Origin of the sequence: Achromobacter sp. MFA1 R4 (assembly GCF_900156745.1) — a bacterium.
Taxonomy (GTDB): Bacteria; Pseudomonadota; Gammaproteobacteria; order Burkholderiales; family Burkholderiaceae_B; genus Achromobacter.
Genome location: NZ_LT707065.1, coordinates 1,972,187 through 1,991,829 on the forward strand (window position 1 = coordinate 1,972,187; position 19,643 = coordinate 1,991,829).

A 19,643-nucleotide genomic window follows, 5' to 3' on the forward strand; every position below is an offset into this window, starting at 1 on the left:
AGCCTCTCTCAACCTTCCGAGTCCACATCCATGCTCGTCAAAGCCCTGCGTGTCGGCCTGGGTCAAATCATTGTCCTGGGCGACGCACTGACCCGTCCGCGTCCGCAGAAGCGCTCGCCGCAAGGCCAGGCCGCCGTCAACGCCGATGCGGCCGCGCTCTCGCTGTATCAATTCCAGGCCTGCCCGTTCTGCGTCAAGACGCGGCGCGCCATGCATCGGCTCAACGTTCCGGTCGCGTTGAAGGATGCCAAGGGCGACCCCGAAGCGCGCGCCGCATTGCAGGCGGGCGGCGGCAAGGTGAAGGTGCCTTGCCTGAGGATCGAAGAGGCGGGCGGCACGCGATGGATGTACGAGTCCAACGACATCATCGCGTACCTGGAAAAGCGCTTCGCCAACGTCGCCTGACCGGGCCGAGCGCACATGATGCATGTTGCGCGCCTGACGCTGGCGCTATGCGCCGGCAGCCTGCTGACGGGCTGCGATCCCGCGCTTCCCACGCCACCGGCCGGCTCGACGCTCACCGCCGAAACCCTCGCCACGCGCGACACACCGCCGGAACAGCAATTCAAAGGCGTGCTGGCGGGCAAGCCTATTCACCTGCTTGTCCACAACTGCAAGGTCTATCGGGTCGATGAGGCGGAAGGCGGAAACGTCAGCTGGACGCTGGTGCTGGAGGGCGACCCCTATCCGCTGCCCACCTCATGCGTACGCCAGACGCTTACCGAGGGCAAAGGCCATGTGACCGCGTTCATCGGCCGGCAGGCGTTCGGGGCAGGAGGATGCTGCACGGGCCGGCCCGAGTACCGGTCGACGGACGGGCTGAACTGGACCCCGCAGTGACGTCAGCCAGGCGTTGATCACGGCCGAACGGAAACCGGCAATCAACCCCGAGCCCCGGTTACCGTCGGCCGCGCTCCCGCCTAGAATCCAACGACTGCCCTCCACGATCCCTTTCCCATGAAGCCACCTGAACCATATCTTGCACGCCGCATCGCCCCCATCGATACATGGCGCGAAGCCGGTCACGCAATCAAGGTCTATGGCATCCATCGCGATCCGGATCTGGCCGGTCCCATGCTGTCAGACGCGATCACCGCTTCCGCCCGCGCTGCGGCGCGCGCGGTGCTTGAAGGCGAAGCCGCCAACGACCGCTGCCATGGTTTGGGCTTCTGCATCGTGCACGTTGGCGACGAGGCCATCTGGCTGCTGGTGGACTGGTGGATCACCGGCGGCATTGTGTGCCAGCGCATGCTGTCCGCGCCGCTCGCGCAGCCGGATACCTTCACGCCCGTGACGCAGCCCGCGCTGGCGTGCGTGTGGGAGCTGGTGGTGACGGCGCATGAGCGCGATGCTTGGGTGCGACATATGCTGACGGCCAAGCCCGAGCCCGCGGCTTGGCTGCATGATGTCTTGCCGGCGGGTCGCTATTGAAGCGGGCGGGCTTGGCGGTCCCGAACGCTGACGCGCTCAAGACAATGTTCTGCCGCGCTGCCCCGCGAGTGCGGCATCAGCACCAGGACGTGGATGACCAGGAGATCGGCCCCTTCACGCCGACCCTGATTTCCAAGCACGAGCGGCGTTTCACCGAGCTCGATGACCGGATCATCCCCATGTACGCCCGAGGCATGAGCGTGCGCGAGATTCGGGCATTCGTGGCCGAGGCGATTGCCTGTGGGAACCGGCCGCTGGAGACGATGTGCCCCGTGGTGATCTTCGACATGCTGCAGGTCAAGAACCATGACGACGGCGGAGTCGGCAACAAGGCGGTGTGCCTGGAGCTAAGCGCAAGACATGCAAAGACGCGTTGCCTTCCCCCAAAGGCAGTCTGGGAATACCCAATATTGAGTACGGCAATTGTCTGATCGCGCCGTACCGTGAGGCGGTTACGCTGCCCGCAGCGCGCCGTACCCCTCTATCGAGGTGCCCATCATGTCGCTTCAGCTCACCCGCCGCTCGTTCAACCGCCTGACCGCCAGTGGCGCGGCGCTCATTGGCAGCCAGGCCCTGTGGCCGCTGGCGTTGGCCGCCGAGCCGGTAGACGTGCCTTGGGTCGACGATGATCCGCACCTGAGCGGCAACTTCCTTCCCGTGCAGCGCGAGGTCGACGTTCGCGACCTTCGGGTGATTTCCGGAAAAATTCCCGCCGACTTGCGCGGGGTCTACATGCGCAACGGCCCCAACCCGGAGTTCAAGCCCATCGGCTACACCTATCCGCTGGACGGCGACGGCATGATCCACGCCGTGACCATCGAAGACGGCAAGGCCCGCTACCGCAACCGCTTCGTGAATACGCAAAGCCTGGCGGTCGAGCGCCGCGCCGGCCGGGCGGTCTTCGGCAGCTTCGCGCATCCCGTGCGCGTGAATCCCGACGTCTTCCTCCCGGGTGAAGTTCCGTCACCCATCAAGAACGGCGCTTTCGTCAACATCATCCAGCATGGCGGCCGGTTCATTGCCTTGAACGAGGCCACGACCAGCTACGAGGTAAGCGCCGAGCTGGACACGCTTGGCCAGTGGACCGCTGGCGGCGCCGAGCCGCTGCGGCTGGGCGCTCACAACCGGCGTCATCCACGCACGGGCGATCTCTATGCGCTTGAATACAGCTGGCGCACGCCCACGGTGAAGTTTCATCGCATCGACGCGTCGGGGGTATTGGTGAACACGCGGTCAGTCGAACTTCCGATGCCCACGATGATTCATGACTTCATCCTGACCGAGCACTACGTTGTCCTGATCGCCGGACCGGCGGTGTTCGATGTCCAGGCAGCCAAGGCCGGGCAGTCCATGCTGCAATGGCGTCCCGACCTGGGCATGCGCATCGCGCTGCTGCCGCTGGACGGCGGAGATCCTGCTTGGATCGAAGGCGATCCCTTTTTCGTCTTCCACTTTGCCAACGGCTTCGAACGCGGCGAGCAGATCGTCGTGGACTACGTGCAGCACGACAAATTCGCACTGGCGAACGGCCCGACGCCCACATTCAAGCGCATGCACATCGATCCGGCGCGCCGCAGCTTCCAGATTTCCGGCTTCTCCAACGACATCACCGAGTTTCCGCGCGTCAATCATCTGCGCGAAGCCATGCCCACGCGCTTCGTCTACATGCCTACGTTGACGTCGTCATTCGGGCAGGCCAATCCGCCATCGGCGGTGTTCAACGCGGTACTCAAACTGGATACCGAAACCGGGCGGTACACCCGCCATGACCTGGGCAAGCAGATCGTGGGCGAGGCGGCCTACGTGCCAAAGCCGGGCGGACTTGCGGAGGACGATGGGTATCTGGCGGCGTTCACTTACGATCCGGCGCGCAGGGGCAGCAATCTGGTGTTGCTGGATGCGCGGCACATCGAAGAGGCGCCTGTGGCGGTGATCGAGATGCCCCAGCGCGTGCCTCAGGGGCTGCACGGGAATTGGATCGTGCGCAGCTGATTGGCGTCGCGCGACGCGCACGAAAGTCGCGGCTGATTGCCTTTCGACACCGGCCCTTTGAGGGATCAATCGTGCGGAACATGCTTGGCAGGCTGCGAACGGCCACCCGTCATCGATTCCAGCACGCCATCCCGCCGCACCCAGCCATGAAACAACGCCGCGGCCAGATGCAGCAGCACCGTCGCGAACAGCAGAAAGGCCAGATAGCGATGCGCACCCCGTAGCCAACTGAACAACCCCGCATCCGCAGGCGCAATCGGCGGCAACTGCCAACCGCCCGCCACGACGGGATAGCCACCCGCCGACAGCATCGCCCAGCCGATCAGCGGCATCGCGAACATCAGCGCATACAGCAGAACGTGCGAGGCCAACGCCGCATGACGTTGCCAGGCTGGCAGATCTGCCGGCAACGCAGGCGCGCCCTTGAACACACGCCTGGCCAGCCGTATGCACACCAGCGCCAGCAGCGCCAGGCCCAACGGCTTATGAATCTGCACCAGCCACTGATGCCGCTCGGACACCGACGCCACCATGCCCACGCCGATGAACAGCATTGCGAGTATGCCGGCCGCCATCGACCAATGCAGCACGCGTGCGAACAGGCTGAACGTGGGGGGCGGCCGGCGGGTTTGATTGGGCGATGGGATCATTTGGCGCGCTCCGGTTGGGTCGAATGGGATGACGCAGCGGCGGCTTGAGGCGGCCCTTCGCCCGTGCGGCGTTCATAAGAGGCCGCATAGGCTGCGGAACGCGCCGCCAGCAGCGGATCGTCGGAAACTGCGATGCCTTGCGGCAACACGGTCGGGTCGTAGTTCACGTCGCGGCAAGGGCCGTCGCTTTGCGGGGCGCTGCTGGTTATCACCACGGTGCCGGCGTCGACGGTCGGCCGGTCTGCGGGCCACTGTCGGGTTGCGTCGCTGGTGGGATCGCCGGGTTGACCCAACGTGAGCAGCAGGCGCCAGCGCAACGGCCCTTGGGTCAGGCGCTGTTTCAAGTCCGTTTGCAGATAGTCGGCGTCGTGTCCCGGCTGCGCCACAGGTGCCGCCGCGGCGTCCAACGGCGCCAACTGCCAGCGCACCGGCTGGCGCTTTCCGTTCCCATCGATCAGGTAGAACGCGTTCAGGCCGTAATAGTCTTCGGTGGCGTAGCTGGCCGAAGGCTTGGCGTTCTTGGCCCACGCGCGGAACGCCGCCGTCTCAGGATGCGCCGCGAAGAAGGCCTGCATGCGCTGTGGATCGGGCTTGCCCGTCTTGGGGTCGAGCCGGCCGGCAAGCTGCTGATCGTAGAACGCCTGCGGTGTTGCCAGCGGAAACACCGGCATGCTGTTCAGGCCGGTACGCCACTGTTCGCCATTGGCCGACGTGAACATCAAGGCAAAGCTGCGGATCGGGACGCTGGAGTCCGACGCGTAAGGATTGCCGCCGGGCAGCGCCAGCCGTCCCACCACCGGTGTGCTGCCCGGCGCGAACACCGAGGCAGTGGATAAGTCGTGGGCGGCGCCGCTGCTTTCAAAGCGGCCGACGACACAGACGCCTTTGGCATGGTTGCGGCGAAAGCCCTCGTGGACGCCGCTGTTGGCTTCCAGCGCGTTCACCACGCGGTCTGGGGTCAGGCGTTGAGGGTCGAGCCAGCCGCCGACGTAGGCGAACGCGGCGCCGGAGGCGAGCACGATGGCGCCGATTGCGGTGAGGCGAAGGAGGGTTTGAGGGGTGGTGAGCGGCCGGGCCTTCTGGGGCCGGTCTTCGGGCGACTGGCCGTCTTGGCGCCGTGCACCCGGCGGTTGACGATTCGGCGGCAGGCGGCCCGGCGGCTGGCTTCCCGGTGGCGTTTGACCCGGCGGCGGGCCGTTGCGATCAGATCCTTGTTGCATAAGGCTCCTTGCCCATGGGGCGATGAACACCCCTGTAGGACGCCGTGCGAAAAAAGTTATTCCGCGATGGAATAAACCCGCCAGAGCGGCGTCTTACTGCATTGACCTGTAAGCTGGTTGCGCAGGCCTGTCCCAGGAACCCGCCATGATTCAACCGGTCCGCGTGCCGCCCGACGCGCCGGCATCCCCCGACGACGAGATGCCAGCGGAAGAACTCTCCGACGCCGTGCTGCGCCAACTACTGCCGCGCCTGCGGCGTTTTGCGCTGCGCCTCACGCGCGATCCGGTCGCGGCCGACGACCTGGTGCAATCCACCCTGGAAAGAGCGCTCACCCGCTGGCGCGGCCGCCGTCCCCAAGGCGACGTGCGCGCGTGGCTCTTCACCATCCTGTACCGTCAATTCCTGGACGCCCGACGCCGCTCGCGCCGCTATGCGCGGCTGCTGTCATGGTTTGCCGGGTCCGACGCCGCCGCGCCGTCGGCCGAGCGCGAGGTCATCGCGCGATCTTCCCTGGATGTCTTCGAACGCCTGCCCGAGGCGCAGCGCACGCTGCTGTGGCTGGTCAGCGTGGAAGGCATGAGCTACAAGGCCGTCGCCGATGTTTTAGACGTGCCGCTAGGCACCGTCATGTCGCGCCTGTCCCGCGCGCGGAGTGCCTTGCGCGAATTGCATGAGGGGCAGGCTGGCGAGGCTCGACTGAGGATATTGAAATGAAAGAACGCTCTATCGATGATCTGACGCGTAATGCGTATGTGGATGGACAGTTGGATCCGTCGCAGTTGCAGGAGCTGCAGGCGTATTTGCGGGCACATCCTGATGAGGCGCAGGAGCTGGAGGCGTGGCGGCGGGATGCGCAGCGGCTGCGGGAAGGGGCTAGCGGGGATAGTTTGGCGGGTAATCCTGCGTTGGATCCTGCTGCGGTGCGCGCGGGGCTTAGAGTTCGTACGCGGCGGCGGATGGTGATGGCGGCGAGCCTGGTTGTGGCGGTGGCGATTGGCGGCGTTACGGGGTGGAGTGTTCGCGATACGGCCATGGCGAATCGGGTGTTGCCGATGCAGGATGCGATGCAGGCTTATCGGTTGTTTGCGTCAGCGGATGCGCCGCAGCCGGATGTGCGTGCGGATGCTGGGGATTTGCAGGGGTGGTTGGATGCGTATTTTGCGCATGCGGAGCGGTTGCCTAATTTGAGCGATAGCGGGTTTAGGCCGGTTGCTGCGCGTTTGTTGGCTACTGATCAGGGGCCGGCGGCGCTTGTTATCTACGAGAACGCGGGGCAGCGCGCTACGTTTTATATCCGGCCGCCTGGGCCGGGCGGGCAGTTTCTGGCGCAAGGGAGCCGGAGGGATGGGGAGCTGGTGGCGCGGTATTGGTCGGGGCAGGGGTACAACTATGCGTTGGTGACGGCGGGGGATGGGCGCGGTCAGAACGTGCAGATGGGTGAATCGTGACGCCTCGGAGAGTGTGCCGCCACAGATCGTGCACGTTTTCGTCGAAATCTAACGGCTCGGGCCTGTCGCACATCGCGGCAGGCCCGAGCCGCTTTTGCGCCTATTGAATCGACGCGGGCGCGTCATGCGTGGGATCGGCGCAATCGGCATCTTGTCCGCACGCTCGTGCCGTTTCTAGCATGGCCTCAGTCATGACGCCCATATGCTCACACAATCCTTCCACGCCGCCCAACAACGCGGCAACGGTCCATGCGTCCAGCGGCTGCGCGCCGGTTGCGTCTGGTTCCGAGGCGCTGTTGCCGACGAGGCGAGCGATCGACGCGATGGCGTAGCGGGCGCGGTCGATGTTGTAGAGGTGAGAGAGGGGAACCAGGCCAAGTTCGGGATTGGTGTCGACGAACCAGGGGTCTTGGGTTAGGGAGTGCTGCGTCATGGACAATCTCCTATAGCGGCGAACAAACCCGCACCCCACTTCCAAATGGGGAGGACGGGCACGAGTCGAGGTTGGAAGACCGGAGCTATAGGACCCGGCGTGCGCAAGCGCACCCCCGCCAAGGCCCGTCCATAGGGACGTGCAGAGACTCGCGGGCACAAATAAGCCGCCTTAGCGGCGGCTGCCCGCCTATAGCTGACCGGCTTCCAAACCGGACTACCGTTGTTGCGGTAGTGGGGGGAGTATACGGCAGGGAATTAAGAGGAAAACAACGAGAATGACCGTTTTAGCTCACCGCGATGACCCACTCCACTGCCGGCTTTCGACCCAAAGCGACCGGTGAAAGACCCAGCAACGCTGCTCGTGTAATATTTGGAAACCATTTGCTTTGAGCGCAAGCAAATCGGCGAACAGTATGGCTGAACCAGGGAGGCATATGACCGATATCGAGCCATCGTCGCGGGACATTCATTTGCTAACTATTGACACCTTGCTTGCTGATCTCATTTGCGGCCGCGCAGTGGGTATTGGTGGCGGTGACACACTCGCGATGTCCTCCGATGACGCCCGCGCAGTCCTCGACTGGTACCGGCAGAATCGCGGCAAGTGGCAGGCGAATTTGTCGGCCAGTGATGCCGAGGCAGTCATAGATAGAATTGGCACTCCGCCGCCAACGACGGAAGCAACGGCCGAGCCAGTCGGCGCCCGCGCTGTCAAGGTATTACGCCTCGTGAAGGTGGAGGCGCACCGTTTCGCGGGGTTACATGCTTATGGCGAAGCGAGTGCGCCGCCAGCGTCTTTCGTCTTCAAACCGGAAAAGCCCGTAACGCTGCTGGAAGGCGTGAATGGTTCGGGTAAGACATCGATCGCCAATGCAATTGTCTGGTGTTTAACTGGTCACCTTATCCGGTCTCAGCGGCCGCCGGAGGAAGGGCCAGCGGAGTTTGTCTGCGAAATTGCTCGAGACGATGGAACAGACACATCACATCCCATTTCGGCGGTCACACCATTACCGACCAAATCGGCCGAGCTACCTGCGGCAGGCCAGCCGATCCCCGCAGATAGCTGGGTCGAAGTGACACTCTGCGATTTGAGCGGCACATTATTGCCGCCATTGCGTCGCTCACAGACCCGTACAGCTCGCGGCAAGATCAACGAAACCCCTCCGGATTTAGAAGCTACAGGGATTGATCCGATTGGATGGCGAATCGCCACGACTATGCCGGCGTTGCTTCCATTCCTTTCGATCGGTTCAACCTCACAGTTGGGCGAGGCAGTAGCGCGGCTAACCGGCTTAGCAGATCTTGTAGATCTGGCCCGACACGCGGAAAAGATGGCAGCCCGTCTTGGAAAAATCGAGGCCGCCACGCTTGAGAAACAAAGGCTGGAGATCGCGGGCCGCTATCAACAAACAGTCGACGACCTCGCAGCAATTCTCTCCGAAACACCAATTATCGCGTTCGAAGGCGAACCGCCGGCAGTAGACGCTGAAGGGGCTAAAAAGCGAGTCGCCGAAATAGCGCAGCATTTTGTTGAAGTTAAAGCGAAGGCGCTTAGCGAAGCGCAAGAGGTGCTTGGAACAGGGTTCGATCCGGAAAATAAGCAGGCTCGCGACGATTTGGAGGCGAGCACTCGCCCGGCAATCGAAGGACTAAAAACGATGGGCGGCCTACCATCGATTGGCCGCCTCTCCGCGCTAAAAGTGGACGCTGTCGAGGCCGCCACCGTCGTCGCATTGCTGGCGCAGATTGAGGCTGAAGCGGAGACTTTGTCGACGCTCGCTGCCGATCCCGATCGTGCGCGTCGTGCGCAACTCTATGCCAAGGTGTCCGAGTGGATGCATGACCATGGTCATGTTGACGACGGCATTTGCCCCGTTTGCATCGGCCAACTGGGGGGCGTGTGCGATCCAGTGACGGGTGCGCTCGTTACCGACCATCTCACGGCAGCAGCACGTGACCGTGGGGTGATTTCCCGGACCATTGCGGAATGGTCGGCGTATTGGTGCGGGCGTCTCCTTCAGGAACTTCCTCCGGCGATAAGTGCCGAAGTGCGCAAGGATCTGCCCAGTTCTCCTGCCGCGCTGCTCCGAACAGGTTTGGCTGATGATCTTTTCGCAACAGAACCATTCCGCGGCACCTTGGCAGCGTTGCGCACAGATGCTGTCGCCCTGATTGATGCAAGACTCCTCTCACTTCCGGAGTTTGTAGAGCCGTCGGCGCCATCTCTGCCGTCTGCATTGCAGGCCGCCTCCGTTCAACTGCAACAAATGATCGGTCGCACTGCGCGGGCGTTAGCCTTTGCCGAGTGGCGGGAGCGGAACGGAAGCGCGCTGACAGCCGTTGTGCATTCGGTGCGACGCGGCGACGACGGAGATGCAGAGGTAGGGCGTGCAATCGGCAGACGGTTGAGCGCGCTTCTTACAATCGTGGAAGGTGTCGCACCGCTGAACTTGGCGAGCGAACAGATTCGCCGTATGGAGGTGGCACGCAAAGAGCATGAGGCAAAGACAGAACGTATTGCCGCATGTGGGCGAGCGGTAATCGCGCTCAATCTTCTGGTTCCGCTCGGTCATTTAGCACAGGTGCAGGTCGACACGCTACGCCGCAAGCTTCATAGCAGGTCAGAGTATTGGCGCCGCGCGATCTATCGCAATGCCACGACTTTTGCGCCCGACCTTACGGGCACGGATATGAACGCGCGCGGTGTGCTGGACCTCAAGGTTGGCCGGGATGGGGTCACGGCGTCAGCACAGCACATCTCTAACGCTTCAGCCCTGCGTGGCGCCCTGTTCGGCTTCTTTCTTGCGTTTAGGGAGCACGTGCTATCAAAGCGCGGCGGACTTTCACTGCTCATTCTCGATGATCCCCAGGAACTTCTCGATCACGACAACCGCCAAAGGCTGGCGCATGGGCTTGCTGCAGTCGCCCAGGCCGGCGCTCAATTGCTCGTCACCACGCACGATCGTCGTTTCGCCCGTTCGCTCGTTGCGGAGAACCGCGCGTCTGATCGTGTTCAACATCTTTCGGTTCATGCGGTCAATAGCGTCCATCCAACCCTGAGCCTGTCGCCAACTGTAGAGGAAGTTGACCGGCGCCGGCAAGCCTTCGTCGGCGACGTTGATTCAGCGGCCGCAGCGCAGGATTATGCATCAGACCTCCGCATATTTATTGAGGGACGACTGAGCGATTTGTTCGATGATTTGGCAGAGCCGGCCCACGCGACATCGACACAGGCGCTCACACTATTCCCATTGCTTGATCGACTGCGCGCGCTCATAAGCGACGGGAAGGGGGAATTATTCTCCAATCCGATATTGCGGCGTTTCGTTGACGACCCTGGGCTAGTCAATGGTGCGGCGCCGAGGCGTATTCTCAATAAAGCCCATCACAATGAACGGGCATCCATAACATATGTCGATGTCAAGGACGTCGAATCAGACTTCGTTCGTCTACGAATTGGGATCGAGAAAGTTCATGAGCAATTCCGGCTGCACCGTTGGCGGGAACCGCAGGCGCCTATGAACGCCTCTGAATCTAATGTCGTTGGGCTGTCGATGATGATGCGGCCGACATTTTCGGTGCCGATCTGTCCTGACATTGCGGCCTTCTCTCGCTCAGTCTCGTCAGCCGGTTCGCAGGACTTTGCCGCCGAACAGGTCAGCGGAGAATGGTTCGACGGAAAGGCGCTATTTTACGTTCGCGGTGAGACACTGGGTTTTGCAATTCCGTCGGGCTCCGTTGCTATTGTGGAGGCTGAGCCCTATCCCGGTCGCGACAGAAATCTGGTAATTGCACGGCATCAAGGTAACGTGCTTGCGCGTCGGCTACTTAAGGCGTCGGGGGCACAGGGAATATCACTCGCCGCGCAAGCGCCTGATCCTCGAACTCCGCGCCCGACGTTGACTTACGACGAAAGCAAAGTTCGGCTGTTCCGCATCGTCGGTGCCATATTCACCGATATGGCACCGCCATCGGGTGGTGGCGAAGCGACAGCGATTGACACAGTACAGGAACTTGGCCGGATCGAGGTCGCATATCGTGTGCGTGAGGAAAGTGCGGTGCCTCTCGCACTACCTGGTCAGATCATTCTTGGCGGTGCCGAACTGACGCCAAGCGAACTCGATACGTGGGAAGGCAAACTCGTCGCCGTTTCGCTTGCGGATGGGAGCAGCATCTTTAAGCGTGTTGGCGCGCGCCTTCCCGGTGGCCTTGCGCACATTCGCCAGTTCGAGACCATCGGTGGTCTTGGGGCCTCGATGGTAGTCGCAACGGAGGTGTTGGACACGGCCACCAACGTCCCCGTGATGGTTTCCGCCCGACGGATTCTGGGAGTGCTCTATGAACAAGCATAAAGACCGATGAGTGGTATCAAATGAACTGGACAGAATGAAATGGACCGAATCGAAAGACTCCTGAGGTTGGGCTACCTGCCGTCCCAGTTGCCGCCGGCGTTCAAGTCGGGCGACCTGGCGTTACACCATGCAAATTTGTACGCTGCATGGGCCGCTATGCCTTCTAAGTCTCGTGTTCCGGCGTCTCCAAGATCAAAGTCAGAACTGTTCAGTGTCGCGCGCGCTGGCCATCAACGCCGGGCGACGGGCTTACCAAACCCGATTGCTCAGACCTTCCTGAGCAAGGCCGTCGTCGACAACTGGGCCAGCATCGTTTTGAATTTTCGCCGTTCCAAAATTAGTGCAAGCCATCCCCGATTTCGACGCGACTCCAATCGAGCAGCAAGCTTGCCGCCCATGCAAACTCTGTACGAGAGACGTTTGTTACAAGGCGCCGGATATCGCTACGTCCTTCGAACTGACATCTCACGATTCTTTCCCACTATCTACACGCACTCGATTCCTTGGGCGTTGCATGGAAAGGCAGCAAGCAAAAGGAATACTGGACCTACTCCGAAATTTTTCGGCAACCTGTTGGACCTCGCCACTCGTCAAAGCCAGGATGGTCAGACATTCGGGCTATCGATCGGTCCGGATACTTCGCACATCATTGCCGAATGCATCGCCACGTCGATCGACGTCGACCTAGAACGCAAGCTGAAGGGCAAACTCGCCGGTTTTCGTTACGTCGACGACTACTACCTATTTTTTGAAACGCAGGACGATGCAGAGAAGGCACTCGCTGCCTTGGTACGGTGCCTTAGGGATTTCGAACTGCAAATAAACTTCGAAAAGACCCGTATATGCCGCATCGACGAACTGGAAGAGGATTCCTGGACACACGCACTTCGCAGCATCGCCATCTCGTCCAGCGGTCAGCGGCAGCGTTCGGACATCAACCACTACTTTGAACTGGCGCGTGATCTCGCGAAGCGACATGCAACCGATGGCGTCATGGTCTACGCTCTGCGCCGCGTCGGCTCAGTGATTCTTCGGTTGGAGAATTGGGACGCTTTTGAAGCGCAACTTTGTCTGGTTGCTGCTGCCCATCCTGTTACTCTCCAGTCGATCGCAAGACTCCTTTCCACATATTCAAGGTTGGGATTCCCAATCAGCAAGCAACGCGTGTCGCGCCTCATCAACTCGCTCATAGCAGAGCATGCCCCACTTGAGCACCATAGCGAGGTCGCATGGTGCCTGTGGATCTGCAAGGAGCTTAGCTTGGAAATCACAGGTGCGAACGTCGACTCGGTCGCGGCAATGGAATCTTCGATCTGCGCGCTGATCTTGCTGGACCTTGACGCAGCTGGGGCTCTACCTAAAACGCTTGCGCACTCTCGCTGGAGGCCATTCGAGACATCGAGCGCACTCTGGGAGGAGCAGTGGATGCTCAGCTATGAGGCGGGGGTGAGAGGCTGGGGAGGCATGTCCGACACGCATATCAAGGCGGACCCGTATTTTGATGAGCTGCGCAAGCTTCAGGTTCGCTTCTACGATACGGGTGCATTGATAACTCCGCTCATTACCCCTAAGTCGAATGCACTGGAGCGCCACAATTTCAATTCGATCGCCCAGCTGTTAGACCTCGAAGATCTTGACGACGTGTTCGAGTATGAGGACGAAGAAGATGCATATGGAAGCCCAATCGAAAAGGAGGATGAAGACGATTTCTGAACCGGCTTGGCCCTAGTGACCAGCATTTGGAAATCGGAGGTCATCTTCGTTAGAGTCCCTGCTCATTGATCGTTTAAATTGACGCGAAATGTCCAGCCATTTGGGGTAGCAACCATTGTTCTTCGAGAGCCACGGCTTGATTTCCGAAGCAGACCATCAGAGGGATTCTGAACAGGACCATCCAGCCTGAAGCGGGCATTCAGGCAAACTTTCCAGATGACCGCTTCGGCCGGGCGCGGTCAGCGACGACGGGCAGTTTCGACCCAAAGCGGACTGTTGAGAATCGAAAAGTTAGGTCTCAGCTTCAAGTCGCTCGCACTCACAGGACAAAGCCTGACCTCCACAGGAAGGGCAGCGCTCGATATCGCAGCTTGGCACGTGAAACTGCCCCCTGAGTACACCGCAGTCTCCGCAGGGGCCGTATTGCGAAAGTGTCTCACCAGGTTCGTCACCGTAACGAATTCGCGGCACTTTCTTGATAACCTCGTAGTACCGGATGTACTGCGCTTTCTCGATTCGCCGGGGCCAGTATGAAGCCACCATGTGACCGTTGTACTCTGTCATCTCACCGTTCCATTCGAGCTCGGCTGACTGTTCTGTAGCCTCCGGTTCGATTCCAAGCTTCTCGAGCAGTAAGCCAGCAATTTTGGCGATTGTCGTGTTTCTCAGATCGATATATCCAACGGTGTGATTCACCCCCGGGATATCGGTGTCATCAAGTCTGATAGGAAGGATGTATTCGCGGTCTTGCTCGAATGCGCGAGCTTGAGCTTGCTTGAGCTCGTGTTTCGTCCACAGCTTTTCGCTGTAGTGCTTCGAGACGAAGACAACACAATAAGTCGCCTTGTCCTTGTAGACGCTCTGAAGGTGCTGATACAAGTCTTTGCCCCAGAGCTTTGATTGCTCCTTCATGTCATAGAAAACCCTCACGTTGTACTTTGCGAGAACGTCGCTAAGTTCGTCTGCAACGGATCGGTCTTCTCCGGCGAAAGAGAGTGCGACATCGTAATCGTGGTTAGATTGCATGGCGTAGGTGCTTGGGTGAGAGCTAACGGTAAATCCAGCGGGCGGCGAATTCGTCCGCAGCAATGACCTGCTGTGGCAGTCTTTCGCGGTTCAAGAGTAGGTTTCCGCTCCTGGCCGCTAGGAGATGCTAACTCAATCCATCCTGTCAGCAGTCAATCGCTGCTCACTTCGTTTACCGAAGTTGACGATATGAGCTAACTGGAATCCCATGGCTTCTGGCGACAACTCTCTTTCTGTTGTCGATCTATGGAATTGGTGTCTGACGAACACCGGCCGTGCTGTTTATGTATTCCAAAGCTGCACGGTTCTTCGGAATTTCGGGAAAGGTGTGAAAAAGGAGGTGCACAAGTTCCTCCTTGCTAGCCGCTACATCTTTGAACCGATCGGCAAAATAGTCGGCCAAGTCTAAACATGCATGCTTTTTCGCAAAACTTCTTGCGATCTCAACTACGGGCGAGTCAGGCAGCACATGACGCAAGAATGTCCAGTGCATACAGACCGCGAGGCGCCGCTCGCCCTCAGGCACATCGGGAAGCGCCAGACAGACATCCCGCATCACTGCCTCCCAATGTTTGCGGCGATCTGGATGAAATTGAAGTTCCTCAGGAACGATAACTATGTGCTCGATGGCATTGTCGAGGTCGCCTAGCGCATCCGAAAAACGTCTGTCCCATTCTTCGCTATCGGCTAGAGCAAGCTTTGGAACCCCGTCAATATGAAACCGCCGCACATGCAGCACTTCATGTCGAACTGCTCCATCGGGAAAGTATCCATTGGTCGGAGCAAAAAGTCGAATACTTTGGGCGTCGATGTCAACTGCGAGTTTGCCCTGACCAGTAGTCCCGCCTTTATTCTGATTCGGGTGGAGAATTACGTTAATTTCCAGACGCGCACCTTCCTCCACCTCAAGGACGAACTGTTGCACTGGCTCACTAAGACGGGAAAGGTATTCGGGTTGCATATGCAGACGATGCGCAGTATTTGACTAGTAGACACCACATGAAGACTACTCGAAAACGGTTATGTGCAAACTTCCGATCATGGCCGAAAGCTGACATTTATGCATAACCGCTTTCGACACTGAACATTCATCTACAACCGCAGCCACGATCCCGATGACGCCTCGAGCACCGATGCCCGGCCTGCAACTGCGCCCCATCAGGAAATCGCTCCCGCTGTTAAATCCACAGGTTCATCCTCGGGTTCGGATTCAACAGCCTGAGGCCCCACTTCCCCCATCTCGTGGATTGAGACATATACAGTGCGCAGATTCAGGTTGCCATCCCGCGCATCCGATAGTGCAGCAAAGCCTTCCGCAATCTCGGCATACAAATTCCTTGTCTTCATCGTCGAACCTTCTTTGCGCGTTCGCCCATGCCCCTAAACTTCGTTCTGCGAAATAAATCGTTCATTCAGCGGCTCAAAGTGTCGCTCATTATGGTGAGTCACTCCTCAACGATGAATTCTGTAGGCCCAATATCAGACAACGTAACAGTACTGCCCGGTCATCAACGCGTCCGTTTTGATGCGCACCCTCTATCACCGTTGGACCTTCATTTCGTGTCGCCTGCATCCTTAACCACTCCCGCCGCCGGAAGCGAATCGATCATATAGCCGGGTAATGGGCCCCTCGTCATTCATAAATTCTGTAGACCCAATATCAGACTGACAACACCGCCGCACGTTCCACTCAGACCTTGCCCTTAAGAGTTGCCGGCGAGTCATTGCTCCAGTTTCACCAACCACACCGTCGCTCCTCCACACCTGGCATCCTCCACCACATGCCGAACCACCTCAAACCCATTCCCCGCCAACAACTCCCGATACTCCGCCCCCTCCAAACTCCCGTGATACAGCGGCCTCCCTTCAAACTCCCCAATCGCCTCACCCAACCCCGTCCCACTCGTAAACATCAACACCGCCCCCGGCGCAGCCAGCCGCCCAAACTCCCCAAACACCCCCCGCTGATCCTCTGGCGACAAATGAAAAAAGCTGTGCCAAGCGATCAACCCATCGAACGGCCCCGCAACCGGCATCTTGCGCATATCCGCAGCAATCCACTCATGCTCAGGAAACGCCGCCTTCGCCCGATTCAATAAGGGCACCGACGTATCCACACCCGTAACCCGGCAGCCACGCTCAATCAAATACTGAGCAATCGGCACCCCAAACCCGCACCCAATATCCAGCACTCGCGGACTCGCCCCCCGCAGCAGCGCCAGAAACGCATCCAGCCACTCGCGCTCGATTAGCTCCGTCCCACGCTGCCGCACAAACGCGTCGGCATGCTCCCGATAGATCGACACCACGTCATCAGCAGGCGACTTGGACATCTTCAAACTCCCGTAGCGGCGACCAGAACACCCAGACCCTTGGCGGACGAATCACCCGCAAACGCCCGCATCCCCATGGAAGCACTCCCAAGCCTCCGACTCAATATCCTCAATCACCACCCCATCCTCACCCGCGATGGTGAACTGCTCCTGACTATCCCCAATACTCCCCGCCCCATCCAACCCCAGCAGCAACGCATACATCGTGTCCCGAAGCGCCAAATCCAAAACGCCACGCAAGCCCTCAAGCTGCGCCGCCGACAACCCCAGCTCCCGCACCTTGGCCGCGACGGCACTCCCGCCATCCGCCGCCATGAACGTCCCCAACAGCTCACCCCGCAGCGCATTCCAGTTGCCGACAAATTCCTTCGCGTCCATTCGATTCCCTTAACGTGTCCCAACCCACGGCCGCATACCCACCTCCAACCGCGATCCAATCAACCAAAAAAAACAAGGGCCGCATAATCGCGGCCCCTGCATTCACTAACTTCTAACCCTCATCAAGCCTTACGCACCTGCGCAATCAGCGCATCCAGTTGCTTCAGCATCGAATCCACTTCCTCTGCCGTCACATTCAGCGCGGGCATGAAGCGCAGCAGGTTCGGACGCGGGGCGTTCAGCAGCAGACCCTCGGGCGCCTGATTACGCGCGGCCTCGACAATCGCCGGACCGTCATCACGATCCATCACCAGCGCGCGCAGCAGACCCATGCCGCGTTCGCCCTTCATGCCGTACTTGGCCGAGATGGCCAGCAGGCCTTCGGACAGTTGCTTGGCGCGGGCATTGACCGCGTCCATGAACCCCGGCGCGACCAGCGCGTCGAAGACGGCGACGCCGACGGCGGTGGTCAGGGGGTTGCCGTTGTAGGTGCCGCCTTGGTCGCCGTGCTGGAACACGCTGACTTCCTGACGGGCCAGCAGCGCGGCCAGCGGCACGCCGCCGCCGATGCCCTTGGCCAGCGTCATGATGTCGGGCACGACGTCAAAGTGCTGGTAGGCGAACATCTTGCCCGTGCGGCCCATGCCGGTCTGCACTTCGTCGACGATCAGCAGCAGTTGGTTTTCATCGGCCAGCTTGCGCAGGCCTTGCATGAATTCCTTGGTGGCGGGCAGCACGCCGCCTTCGCCTTGGACGGGTTCCAGCATGATGGCGACGGTCTTGTCGTCGATCAGCTTGGGCACGGATTCCAGGTCGTTCAGTTCGGCCTTGGGGAAGCCTTCGACCTGCGGGGCGAACATCTTGTCCCAACCCGGCTTGCCCGACGCGGACATGGTGGCCAGGGTGCGGCCGTGGAAGCCGTGGTTCATGGTGATGATCTTGTAGGCGCCGTTCTTCTTGACCTGGCCCCATTTGCGCGCCAGCTTGATGGCGCCTTCGTTGGCTTCGCCGCCGCTGTTGGCGAAGAAGACGCGGTCAAAGTCGGACGCGCCGGTCAGGCGCTGGGCCAGCTCGATCGAGGGGATGTTGTAGAACGCCGGCGACGGGTTCATCAGCTTTTGCGACTGTTCGACCAGCGCGCGCTGCATTTCGGGCGCGGAGTGGCCCAGGGTGTTCACCGCCCAGCCCTGCACGAAGTCCAGGTATCGCTTGCCCGCGTGATCCTCCAGCCAGGATCCCTTGCCGCTGACGAACACGAGGTCCGGGCGGGAGGTGATCTCCATGAGGGTGTCGACGTTGAACTGGCTGAATTCCATGGCGGTTCCTGCGGGATGTAAGGACAGGGGATGAGGGAAATTTCGGGGAACTTCCCCGGGGGAAGCGCGAAAAGGCAAATGTAGCACCGACGGGGGGATGCTATCGTGACGCTACCCCTCCGATCTGCCCCGGGCCGGCCTCACAAGGGCTGCCAGCGCGGGCGCTCTATTTTATGCAGGCGATGCGCCCCTCGCGCGCAGTTCGCCGTCGCTTTTTACTGACCAATCATGAAACGTATTCTTTCCAGTCTTGCCGCTGGCCTGGCGTTGGCCGCCGCCATGGCCCCCGCCCACGCGGAGTTTCCCGACCGTCCCATTCGTCTGATCGTGCCGTTCCCGCCCGGGCAGGCGACCGACATCTTCGCCCGCGCGCTGGCCGAGAAGCTGGGCGCGGCGGTCAAGCAGCCTATCGTGGTGGAGAACCGCGCGGGTGCGGGCAGCAATATCGGCATGGAGCAGGCGTCGCGCGCGGCGCCCGATGGCTACACGCTGGTGATCGCGGGCAGCGCCGCGGCGGTGAATCAGACGCTGTACAAGAACATCAATTACAGCCTGACCAAGGATTTCGCGCCGGTGTCGGGCGTGTTCTCGGTGCCGCTGATGTTCCTGGCGACGCCGGCGTCGGGCATTACGTCGCTGCAGGAACTGGTGAAGCAGGCGCGCGCCAATCCGGGCGAGCTGGCCTATGCCAGCGCGGGCATCGGCGGCACGCAGCATCTGTCGGCCGAGATGTTCAAGGCGGCGGCGGGTATCGACATTCGCCACATTCCGTACAAGGGCAGCGGTCCGGCGCAGGCGGATTTCCTGGGGCACCAGGTGCCGCTGATGGTGGATTCGGTGACGGCGGGCCTGCCGCACGTGCAGAGCAAGAAGGCCGTGGCGCTGGCGGTGACGACGGCCAAGCGGCTGCCGCAACTGCCCGATGTGCCGACCGTGGCGGAGTCCGGCTATCCGGGGTTTGAGGCGATTGGCTGGGCGGCGGTGCTGGCGCCGAAGGATACGCCGGCCGAGGTTACCGGGACTCTCAGCAAGCAGATCGGGCAGGTGTTGAATACGCCGGAGATGCAGAAGTTCTTCCGGGATCGTGGTGCGGAACCGATGCCGCAGACGCCCGAGGCGACGGGGAAGTTTATTGCCTTGGAAGTGGATAAGTGGGGCAAGGCGGTCAAGCAGTCGGGCGCGCAGGTGGATTGAGCGCAGGTTGCGATTGACGTTGCTGGAAGCCGTCCCTGGATAGGGGACGGCTTTTTTATTGCCGGTTACTGGACACCGCCCACCCCGCGCGCCGCGATTGGGCGGTTTTTCTGGATGATCCATCCAGCCCTAGCCGGTTTATCGCCCCGCCACG

18 protein-coding genes and 1 pseudogene are annotated in these 19,643 nt (G+C 60.7%); 10 read left to right on the plus strand and 9 right to left on the minus strand.

All coding sequences use genetic code 11. The annotated features are described in order from the left end of the window. The first annotated feature begins 30 nt into the window (after nt 1–30). The 5 genes and pseudogenes from BXA00_RS08885 to BXA00_RS08905 all read left to right on the plus strand — a co-directional run bounded on the left by BXA00_RS08885 (nt 31) and on the right by BXA00_RS08905 (nt 3,423). A complete protein-coding gene (locus BXA00_RS08885; RefSeq protein ID WP_076518101.1) occupies nt 31–405 on the plus strand; it encodes a glutaredoxin in 375 nt (124 codons plus the stop codon). Between the two features lie 15 nt (nt 406–420). Next, nucleotides 421–840, plus strand: coding sequence for a hypothetical protein (locus tag BXA00_RS08890; protein WP_076518103.1), 420 nt, complete (start codon nt 421–423; stop codon nt 838–840). Between the two features lie 117 nt (nt 841–957). Further along, a complete protein-coding gene (locus BXA00_RS08895; RefSeq protein WP_076518104.1) occupies nt 958–1,431 on the plus strand; it encodes a hypothetical protein in 474 nt (157 codons plus the stop codon). Between the two features lie 107 nt (nt 1,432–1,538). After that, nucleotides 1,539–1,781: pseudogene (locus BXA00_RS08900) on the plus strand (transposase); the annotation flags it as partial. Nucleotides 1,782–1,929: 148 nt separating this feature from the next. Beyond that, nucleotides 1,930–3,423: a carotenoid oxygenase family protein gene (locus tag BXA00_RS08905; RefSeq protein WP_156902773.1), complete on the plus strand. Its 1,494-nt coding sequence runs from the start codon at nt 1,930–1,932 to the stop codon at nt 3,421–3,423. A 65-nt stretch (nt 3,424–3,488) separates the two neighbouring features. Here BXA00_RS08905 and BXA00_RS08910 read toward each other — a convergent pair whose 3' ends face one another. After that, entirely contained in the window at nt 3,489–4,073 is a 585-nt protein-coding gene (locus BXA00_RS08910) for a cytochrome b (protein ID WP_076518109.1), read from the minus strand. Then, nucleotides 4,070–5,323, minus strand: coding sequence for a catalase family peroxidase (locus tag BXA00_RS08915; RefSeq protein ID WP_231952237.1), 1,254 nt, complete (start codon nt 5,321–5,323; stop codon nt 4,070–4,072). Before BXA00_RS08915 ends, BXA00_RS08910 begins: the two co-directional genes overlap by 4 nt. A 169-nt stretch (nt 5,324–5,492) precedes the next feature. Here BXA00_RS08915 and BXA00_RS08920 point away from each other — a divergent pair, with 169 nt between their 5' ends. Together BXA00_RS08920 and BXA00_RS08925 are read left to right on the plus strand one after the other, a co-directional pair. Then, nucleotides 5,493–6,008, plus strand: a complete 516-nt coding sequence (locus BXA00_RS08920) for a sigma-70 family RNA polymerase sigma factor (RefSeq protein ID WP_076521869.1) — start codon at nt 5,493–5,495, stop codon at nt 6,006–6,008. Next, the gene (locus tag BXA00_RS08925) at nt 6,005–6,742 is read left to right on the plus strand and encodes an anti-sigma factor (RefSeq protein ID WP_076518110.1); all 738 of its coding nucleotides are present in this window, start codon (nt 6,005–6,007) and stop codon (nt 6,740–6,742) included. The genes BXA00_RS08920 and BXA00_RS08925 overlap by 4 nt, the downstream gene beginning before the upstream one ends. A gap of 100 nt (nt 6,743–6,842) precedes the next feature. Here BXA00_RS08925 and BXA00_RS08930 read toward each other — a convergent pair whose 3' ends face one another. Beyond that, nucleotides 6,843–7,175, minus strand: coding sequence for a hypothetical protein (locus tag BXA00_RS08930; protein WP_076518112.1), 333 nt, complete (start codon nt 7,173–7,175; stop codon nt 6,843–6,845). Nucleotides 7,176–7,611: 436 nt separating this feature from the next. Between BXA00_RS08930 and BXA00_RS08935 the strand changes: the two genes are divergently transcribed. Together BXA00_RS08935 and BXA00_RS08940 are read left to right on the plus strand one after the other, a co-directional pair. Further along, a complete protein-coding gene (locus BXA00_RS08935; RefSeq protein WP_076518114.1) occupies nt 7,612–11,529 on the plus strand; it encodes an ATP-binding protein in 3,918 nt (1,305 codons plus the stop codon). 39 nt (nt 11,530–11,568) lie between these two features. Continuing rightward, entirely contained in the window at nt 11,569–13,242 is a 1,674-nt protein-coding gene (locus BXA00_RS08940; RefSeq protein ID WP_076518115.1) for an RNA-directed DNA polymerase, read from the plus strand. Nucleotides 13,243–13,533: 291 nt separating this feature from the next. On the opposite strand, the gene BXA00_RS08945 is transcribed toward BXA00_RS08940, so the two are convergent. From BXA00_RS08945 to BXA00_RS08965, 6 genes are all read right to left on the minus strand, one after another. Next, nucleotides 13,534–14,268, minus strand: coding sequence for a toll/interleukin-1 receptor domain-containing protein (locus BXA00_RS08945; protein WP_076518117.1), 735 nt, complete (start codon nt 14,266–14,268; stop codon nt 13,534–13,536). Nucleotides 14,269–14,512: 244 nt separating this feature from the next. After that, nucleotides 14,513–15,193 carry a hypothetical protein gene (locus tag BXA00_RS28805; protein WP_156902774.1) on the minus strand — a complete coding sequence of 227 codons (681 nt, stop codon included), beginning with the start codon at nt 15,191–15,193 and terminating at the stop codon, nt 14,513–14,515. 233 nt (nt 15,194–15,426) lie between these two features. Further along, the gene (locus tag BXA00_RS28810; RefSeq protein WP_156902775.1) at nt 15,427–15,615 is read right to left on the minus strand and encodes a hypothetical protein; all 189 of its coding nucleotides are present in this window, start codon (nt 15,613–15,615) and stop codon (nt 15,427–15,429) included. Nucleotides 15,616–15,989: 374 nt separating this feature from the next. Next, on the minus strand, nt 15,990–16,601 hold the full coding sequence (locus tag BXA00_RS08955; protein WP_076518120.1) for a class I SAM-dependent methyltransferase: 612 nt from the start codon (nt 16,599–16,601) through the stop codon (nt 15,990–15,992). 51 nt (nt 16,602–16,652) lie between these two features. Continuing rightward, on the minus strand, nt 16,653–16,979 hold the full coding sequence (locus tag BXA00_RS08960; RefSeq protein ID WP_076518121.1) for a hypothetical protein: 327 nt from the start codon (nt 16,977–16,979) through the stop codon (nt 16,653–16,655). 122 nt (nt 16,980–17,101) lie between these two features. After that, entirely contained in the window at nt 17,102–18,295 is a 1,194-nt protein-coding gene (locus tag BXA00_RS08965; RefSeq protein ID WP_076518123.1) for an acetylornithine transaminase, read from the minus strand. A 228-nt stretch (nt 18,296–18,523) separates the two neighbouring features. Here BXA00_RS08965 and BXA00_RS08970 point away from each other — a divergent pair, with 228 nt between their 5' ends. Beyond that, the gene (locus BXA00_RS08970; RefSeq protein ID WP_076518124.1) at nt 18,524–19,489 is read left to right on the plus strand and encodes a tripartite tricarboxylate transporter substrate binding protein; all 966 of its coding nucleotides are present in this window, start codon (nt 18,524–18,526) and stop codon (nt 19,487–19,489) included. Nucleotides 19,490–19,643: the final 154 nt, after the last annotated feature.

Coding starts and splice junctions, on each gene's coding strand:
- BXA00_RS08905 (WP_156902773.1), top strand. CDS start 1,930: ATGTCGCTTCAGCTCACCCGCCGCTCGTTCAACCGCCTGACCGCCAGT.
- BXA00_RS08970 (WP_076518124.1), top strand. CDS start 18,524: ATGAAACGTATTCTTTCCAGTCTTGCCGCTGGCCTGGCGTTGGCCGCC.
- BXA00_RS08925 (WP_076518110.1), top strand. CDS start 6,005: ATGAAAGAACGCTCTATCGATGATCTGACGCGTAATGCGTATGTGGAT.
- BXA00_RS08930 (WP_076518112.1), bottom strand. CDS start 7,175: ATGACGCAGCACTCCCTAACCCAAGACCCCTGGTTCGTCGACACCAAT.
- BXA00_RS08945 (WP_076518117.1), bottom strand. CDS start 14,268: ATGCAATCTAACCACGATTACGATGTCGCACTCTCTTTCGCCGGAGAA.
- BXA00_RS08890 (WP_076518103.1), top strand. CDS start 421: ATGATGCATGTTGCGCGCCTGACGCTGGCGCTATGCGCCGGCAGCCTG.
- BXA00_RS08935 (WP_076518114.1), top strand. CDS start 7,612: ATGACCGATATCGAGCCATCGTCGCGGGACATTCATTTGCTAACTATT.
- BXA00_RS08910 (WP_076518109.1), bottom strand. CDS start 4,073: ATGATCCCATCGCCCAATCAAACCCGCCGGCCGCCCCCCACGTTCAGC.
- BXA00_RS08940 (WP_076518115.1), top strand. CDS start 11,569: ATGGACCGAATCGAAAGACTCCTGAGGTTGGGCTACCTGCCGTCCCAG.
- BXA00_RS08895 (WP_076518104.1), top strand. CDS start 958: ATGAAGCCACCTGAACCATATCTTGCACGCCGCATCGCCCCCATCGAT.
- BXA00_RS08960 (WP_076518121.1), bottom strand. CDS start 16,979: ATGGACGCGAAGGAATTTGTCGGCAACTGGAATGCGCTGCGGGGTGAG.
- BXA00_RS08965 (WP_076518123.1), bottom strand. CDS start 18,295: ATGGAATTCAGCCAGTTCAACGTCGACACCCTCATGGAGATCACCTCC.
- BXA00_RS28810 (WP_156902775.1), bottom strand. CDS start 15,615: ATGAAGACAAGGAATTTGTATGCCGAGATTGCGGAAGGCTTTGCTGCA.
- BXA00_RS08920 (WP_076521869.1), top strand. CDS start 5,493: ATGCCAGCGGAAGAACTCTCCGACGCCGTGCTGCGCCAACTACTGCCG.
- BXA00_RS08955 (WP_076518120.1), bottom strand. CDS start 16,601: ATGTCCAAGTCGCCTGCTGATGACGTGGTGTCGATCTATCGGGAGCAT.
- BXA00_RS08885 (WP_076518101.1), top strand. CDS start 31: ATGCTCGTCAAAGCCCTGCGTGTCGGCCTGGGTCAAATCATTGTCCTG.